Origin of the sequence: Demequina sp. (genome assembly GCF_024642165.1) — a bacterium.
GTDB lineage: Bacteria > Actinomycetota > Actinomycetes > Actinomycetales > Demequinaceae > Demequina.
This window is the reverse complement of record NZ_JAHEBP010000120.1, coordinates 1-6,012: the sequence shown is the minus strand read 5'-3', so window position 1 is coordinate 6,012 and position 6,012 is coordinate 1. Positions and strand designations below refer to the sequence as shown.

The window sequence follows — 6,012 nt, the reverse complement described above, 5'->3', positions numbered from 1 at the left end:
CGCCCACCACGATCGCCGCCGCCGCATCGTCCTGCGTGGAGAAGATGTTGCAGGACGCCCAGCGCACCTGGGCGCCCAGTGCCGTGAGCGTCTCGATCAGGACCGCGGTCTGCGTGGTCATGTGCAGGGATCCGGCGATGCGTGCGCCGGCGAGGGGCTGCGCGTCGCCCATCTGGGCCCGCAGGGCCGTGAGGCCCGGCATCTCCTGCTCCGCCAGGCGGATCTGATTGCGGCCGGACTCGGCCAGCGCCAGGTCGGCGACGACGTGGTCGATCACTCAGGACTCCTCGGGGGTGGGGATGGGCTCGATCGGGGGCGCGGCGGGATGCCGCACGTCGGGCTCGATGAAGATGAGCCGGGCCGCCGGCACCGCCTCGCGGACGAGCCGCTCGGCGCCGTCGATGCGGTCCGCGAGTTCCGCCAGCGTGTCCTCCGGGCGCGCACCCACCTTGACCGTGACCAGCACGTCGTCGGGCCCGAGGTGCATGGTGCGCAGGTGGATGACGTCGGGGAATCCGCCGGCCGCAAGCGCCGCTCGGATGCCCTCGATGTCCTCCTCGACCGCGGATTCTCCCAGCAGCATGCCGCGGGTCTCGCGACCCAGGACGATGGCGATGCACACCAGCAGGAGGCCGATCATCAAGGTGCCCGAGGCATCCCAGATGCCGTTGTCGGTGACGATCGTCATGGACACGCCGATGAGGGCGAAGACGAGGCCCAGGAGCGCGCCGAAGTCCTCGAGCAGGATCACCGGAAGCTCCGGGGAGCGGGAGCGGCGGATGAATCGGCCCCAGCCCACGTTGCCGCGGATCTTGTTCGACTCGCGGATCGCGGTGCGGAAGGACAGCCCCTCGAGGACGATGGCGACCAGCAGCACCACCACCGGGACCCACTTCCATGACTCGATGGGCTCGGGGTGCTGGAACTTGTGCCACGCCTCGTACAGGGCGAACAGGCCGCCCAGGGAGAACAGCACGATCGCGACGAGGAAGGCGTAGTAGTACCGGTAACGGGAGTACCCGAACGGGTGCTCCGCGGTCGCCTCCTTCTTGGCGCGCCGCCCGCCCACGAGCAGCAGCACCTGGTTGCCGGAGTCGGCCACGGAGTGAATCGCCTCCGCGAGCATCGACGACGCCCCGGTGAGCGCCCACGCCGCGAACTTGGTGACGCCGATGCCGAGGTTCGCGCTGAGTGCGGCGACGACCGCCTTGGTCCCTCCCTCGGTCGACATCTACGCCTGCCGGATGACGGCGAGGACCTCGTCGCGCACGCGCTCCATGAGCTCCGCGCCGTCCGCCTCCGCGTTGAGCCTCAGCAGCGGCTCGGTGTTCGAGGCCCGCACGTTGAACCACCACCGCTCGCCCTCCCCGGGGGCGGGCCAGTGCTCCACGGTGAGGCCGTCGAACTCGTCCGCGGTCACCTCCTCCGTCACGAACGCCGCGCGCACCCGGTGCAGCGCGTCGGGCACGGAGTCGACGCGCGAGTTGATCTCGCCGGAGGCGGTGTACGGGTGGTAGCTCTCGAGCATCTCGGACAGGGTGCGGTCCTGCGTGCCCAGCGCCGCGAGCACGTGCATCGCGGCGATCATCCCGGAATCGGCGTAGAAGAAGTCGCGGAAGTAGAAGTGGCCGCTGTGCTCGCCGCCGAAGACGGCGTTGAGGCGGGCCATCTCCGCCTTGATGAACGAGTGGCCGACGCGGGACCGGACCGGGTTCGCACCGGCGGCGGCCAGCTGCTCGCGCACCGCGCGCGAGGAGATGAGGTTGTGGATCACGGTGGGCTGCTCCCCCGTCGCGAGCTCGCGCGCGGTCTCCCGCAGGCCCACCAGGCAGGTGATGGTCGACGGCGTCACCACCTCGCCGCGCTCGTCGACCACGAAGCAGCGGTCCGCGTCGCCGTCGAACGCGAGACCGATGTCGGCGCCGTGCTCGCGCACCGCTGCCTGCAGGTCCACGAGCGTGGCGCCGTCGAGCGGGTTCGCCTCATGGTTCGGGAACGTGCCGTCCAGCTCGAAGTACATGGGGATGATCTCGAGAGGCAGTTCCGGCAGGCCCGCGGCCGTGCCCAGCACGGCGGGGACGGTGTAGCCGGCCATTGCGTTGGCGGCGTCCACCACCACCTTGAGCGGGCGGATGTGCTCCAGCGGCACCAGGGAGCGCAGGAAGGAGCCGTACTCGCCCACCATGTCGCGTGTGCTCTCCGTGCCGCGGCGCTCGGCGGCGGCGGGCGCGTCCACGAGGTGGCGCGCCGCGAGTTCGCGGACGTCTGCCAGGCCGGAGTTGTCGCCCACGGCGCGGGCCCGGCTGCGGCACAGCTTCATGCCGTTGTAGGCCGCGGGGTTGTGGCTGGCGGTGATCATCACGCCCGGCAGGTCGAGCGCGCCGGACGCGTGATAGAGACCGTCCGTCGAGCACAGGCCGATGCGCACCACGTCGACGCCGCGCAGGGTGAGGCCCTGGGCCACCGCGTCGGCCAGCCACGGGCCGCTGTCGCGCATGTCGTGGCCGATGGCCACGGCGGTGCCGCCCTCGGGGAGCACGATCGCGTCCGCGAACGCGGAACCGATGGCGACGGCCACCTCGGCCGTGAGGTCCTCGCCCACGATGCCGCGGACGTCGTAGGACTTGATGAGCTGGGACAGGTCGGGTGCGGTCGTCACGCACCTAGGGTACCGGCGGCCCGAGTCCGCGGGATCAGACGTCCGTGGAGATGACCCTCAGGTGGCCACGTCGAGGCTCGGAGGCGAGCGGCGCGGGCGGCGTGAAGGTGGGCGCGGGCCGCGGACGGCCCGCCTCCCGCACGGCGCGGGCGAGCGCCTCGAGATCGTCGGTGGACGGCTCCGGCTCGATGAAGTCCGTCTGGATGTGGACCACGTCCCACCCGCGCGGCGCCGTGAAGCGATCCGCGTGATGCGCGCAGAGGTCGTAGCTGTGCGGCTCCGCCGTGGCGGATAGCGAGCCCACCACCACGGTGGAGTCGCCATAGACGTACGTCAGAGTCGCCGCGGCCGGGCGGGCGCACGACGATCGGGAGCACTGGCGGGTTGCCATCACGAGACGTGACGCTACCGGGCGACGGGTGTCGCGCGCCGCTGCCACGCCGACGCGGGTGGCGCCGGGCGTCGCGGCCGACTCCCGGCACGTTCGCGATAGCCTCGCGGTATGTCCCGCCGCGATCGCCACAGCCGCGGACTCCGACGGCCGCTGCTGCCGTTCGGCGCCCCCGGCCACCGCACCCGGGCCGAGCGCTTCGACGAGCTTGTCGCGGCCTCCGTCGAGCGCCTCGAGCCCCGCTGGGCCGGCGAATGGGGTCGGATCGAGTTCGGCACCGAGGAGGTGCCGCCGTCGGATCCCACGCCGTGGGAGGACGGCATCCCGCTCGGACGCCTGTTCCCGTCGGACCTGGGTCAGCCGACGCGCGTGGTGCTGTACCGGCGTCCCATCGAGCAGCGAGCGGACGATGCGCAGCTGCCCGGTCTGGTGCGCGACGTGGTCACGGAGCACGTCGCCCACGTGGTGGGCCGCGAGCCCGACGAGGTGGACCCCGAGTACGGCAGCGGGCCGTGACAGCCGGCAGCCGCTATGGGGCGTCGACGCCCACGTACGGGGTCTGACCTACCAGGACCTGGAGAGGCTCGAGGGCGGTGCGGCGCGGCGCGATCGTGGCGACGAAGCCCGGAGCGTCGGCCGCCTGCAGGGTCCACGCGAACAGTCCCGCCGCGGTGAGTTCCGTACCCGCCCGCACCTCGAGCGGAATCGTCGCCGTCGCCCCGGCCGCCAGTTGGCGGGAGGCCACCACGGCGCCGTCCGCGTCGGTGAGCTCGAACAGGCCGGCGGCATCGGCCTGCACGGCGACCGCGGAGACGTGGTCCGTCGCGAGCACCGTACGCGCCATGCCGTCGGAGACGTCCTGAGCCGCCGTCCACGCGAGGTCGTACGCGAGCGCATCCTGGGGACCGTCGACAACGGCCCGCGGCACGCGGGTCATGGCGGCGGCGACCACCGGGCCGTCCGCGCTGATGTCGACGGCGCCCGAGGCGATCGCGGGCACCGCGACCTCGGTCACCACCCCGGGCTCGAGAGCGAGCGAGGACACCCCGCCCCACGCGACCACCCCGTCATCACCCACGAGGCTGAGATCGGCCGTCGCGCCCTCGGGCGCCATGATCCGCAAGGTGGCGGTCGCGTCGCCGGCGGTGCCGATCCCGGGCACCACCAGCCGGGCTCCCGGCTCCGCGCCCGCCGCGACCCAGTCGGTACCGGCGGCCTGGAAGCCCGCGAGGCGGGAGTCCTGGAGGTGGGCGGAAACCCCGGCACCCGTGGCGACCACGTGGAGCACGAGCGCGGGAACCTCGGCCACGACGCCCTCGACGAGCAGGTCCTCCTGGCCTCCGGCCGCGACCGACACCACCGAGCGCTCCTCGATGGGCCCGAGGGGCCCGTAGTAGGTGACCGTGACCTCGGACGAGGTGTCCGTGGGGTTGGTGAGCACCAGGCGGGAGCTGGACCCCAGCGACGTCGAGCCGCCCACGAGCCATTGGTCGTGCACGGGTGCGGCACATGCGGTCGCGGCGAGGCCTGCGATATCGCCGGAGCCGACGCGCTCGATCGACGCGCCCACCTCCGCGCGCACCAGGTATCCCTCGCCCGCTGCGGCGGGGTCGGCGCCGAGCGGCTGGTACGCGCGCTCGTCGGAGCCGGAGTCGAGCGTCGGGTCCCCCGATTCGATCGCGCCCACCGGGATGATGACCGGGCCGGGGCAGGCGAGCGGCTGGGCGGCAGGGATCACCTCGGCCACGTAGACCGCCGGGGCCGCCGGGGCGGTCGCCTCGATCCGTCCGCTCGCGACCACGGCCGCCACCGCGGCGATGGCGGCCGCGAGCACCAGCACCCTTGCCCTCATCGACGCACCGCCAGGAATCTGCGATCGTGCAGCGGCACCATGCCGATCATCGCCCACGCCACCGCGGCGGTCGCGGCCCACCACCACACGCGATACGGGCCGTCCTCGTAGACGTACGAGACGTTGCGCGCACCGTCGGGAACAGCGAAGGCGGCCCGGCCTAGCGAGTCGTCGACGGCAGGCAGGACATCGCCATCTGCGATCGCGCGCCATCCCTCGTCCGCCGGCGCCGCGATGATCAGCGTGCCGGCGGCGCCCTGGCCCGGCCCCGTGGCGCCTGACCGCGAGTCCGACGCCAGCGGCACGAGCCCCTGCTCGGGCGTCTCGATCCACGCCCGTGACACGGGCACGTCCTCGACGGCGCGGGTGACGCGGTAACTGGTGCCGAAGTCGCTCGCCCCGATCAGTTGCAATCCAGCGAGCTGACTCAACGCGCTCCCGATCATCGACGAGCCGGGTGCGGCGACCACCACGCCGATGCCCCATTGCGCCAACGGCTCTTCGGCTCCAGCGCCGGCGCCGGCGAGGATCGCGACCGCGCCGGCGAGTCCGCCGGAGGTGGCCGGCTCGGTGCCCGGGCGCGCCACCGGTGCGCCCGTCGCGTCGACCTGGGCGCGACCGTCGAGCATCGTCGAGCCGTCGCCCTCCAGCACCGCGAAGTCCACCCCGTCCTCCGTGTCGGACAGCACCAGCACGCGCTGACGCGTCTCCAGGGTCTGCTCGAGCGTGGCGACCAGCGGCAGCACGGTGGCCGCGACCGGCCGCACGTCTCCACGCTCGGCGCGCGTGGGCCACGCCTCGATGACCACGGACGCGACCACCACGCCGGCCATCGCGGTGACACCCAACGACGCGCCTAGACGCAGCGCCGCCCGCCGTCGCCCCGTCCCGGCATGCCACAGCTGGAACGATGCGGCCGCACCGGCCGCGATGAGCCCGGCCGCGACCAACGACGATCCCGGACCGGCGAAGCCATTGACCGGGGCCTGCCCGGCGCCGTCGGAGTGCACCACCACGGTCGCCTGCGCGGCGGCGGCCGCGACAACGCCGAGCGCGGCGGCGACGAGGCCGCCCGCGACCGCCCCCGGCGTGCGTCCCGACAGCGCTGCG

The 6,012-nt window shown here is 73.3% G+C and carries 6 protein-coding genes and 1 pseudogene; 1 reads left to right on the top strand and 6 read right to left on the bottom strand.

The genetic code is table 11. From position 1 onward, the window contains the following. The 4 genes from Q0L54_RS09815 to Q0L54_RS09800 form a co-directional block, all read right to left on the bottom strand. Window positions 1–277, bottom strand: a 277-nt coding sequence (locus Q0L54_RS09815; RefSeq protein WP_366937956.1) for an adenosylhomocysteinase, incomplete at its 3' end; no start/stop codon positions are given. Further along, complete coding sequence (locus tag Q0L54_RS09810; protein WP_296667679.1) at window positions 278–1,231, bottom strand: cation diffusion facilitator family transporter; 954 nt, start codon at window positions 1,229–1,231, stop codon at window positions 278–280. Continuing rightward, window positions 1,232–2,659, bottom strand: coding sequence for a phosphomannomutase/phosphoglucomutase (locus Q0L54_RS09805; protein WP_296667677.1), 1,428 nt, complete (start codon window positions 2,657–2,659; stop codon window positions 1,232–1,234). A 34-nt stretch (window positions 2,660–2,693) separates the two neighbouring features. After that, window positions 2,694–3,053: a DUF3499 domain-containing protein gene (locus Q0L54_RS09800; RefSeq protein WP_296667675.1), complete on the bottom strand. Its 360-nt coding sequence runs from the start codon at window positions 3,051–3,053 to the stop codon at window positions 2,694–2,696. Between the two features lie 108 nt (window positions 3,054–3,161). On the opposite strand from Q0L54_RS09800, the gene Q0L54_RS09795 reads away from it, so the two are divergent. Beyond that, a complete protein-coding gene (locus Q0L54_RS09795; protein WP_296667673.1) occupies window positions 3,162–3,566 on the top strand; it encodes a metallopeptidase family protein in 405 nt (134 codons plus the stop codon). 13 nt (window positions 3,567–3,579) lie between these two features. Here Q0L54_RS09795 and Q0L54_RS09790 read toward each other — a convergent pair whose 3' ends face one another. Together Q0L54_RS09790 and Q0L54_RS09785 are read right to left on the bottom strand one after the other, a co-directional pair. Next, window positions 3,580–4,902, bottom strand: coding sequence for a DUF5719 family protein (locus tag Q0L54_RS09790; protein ID WP_296667671.1), 1,323 nt, complete (start codon window positions 4,900–4,902; stop codon window positions 3,580–3,582). Further along, window positions 4,899–6,012: pseudogene (locus Q0L54_RS09785) on the bottom strand (hypothetical protein); the annotation flags it as partial. The gene Q0L54_RS09790 and the pseudogene Q0L54_RS09785, both read right to left, overlap by 4 nt.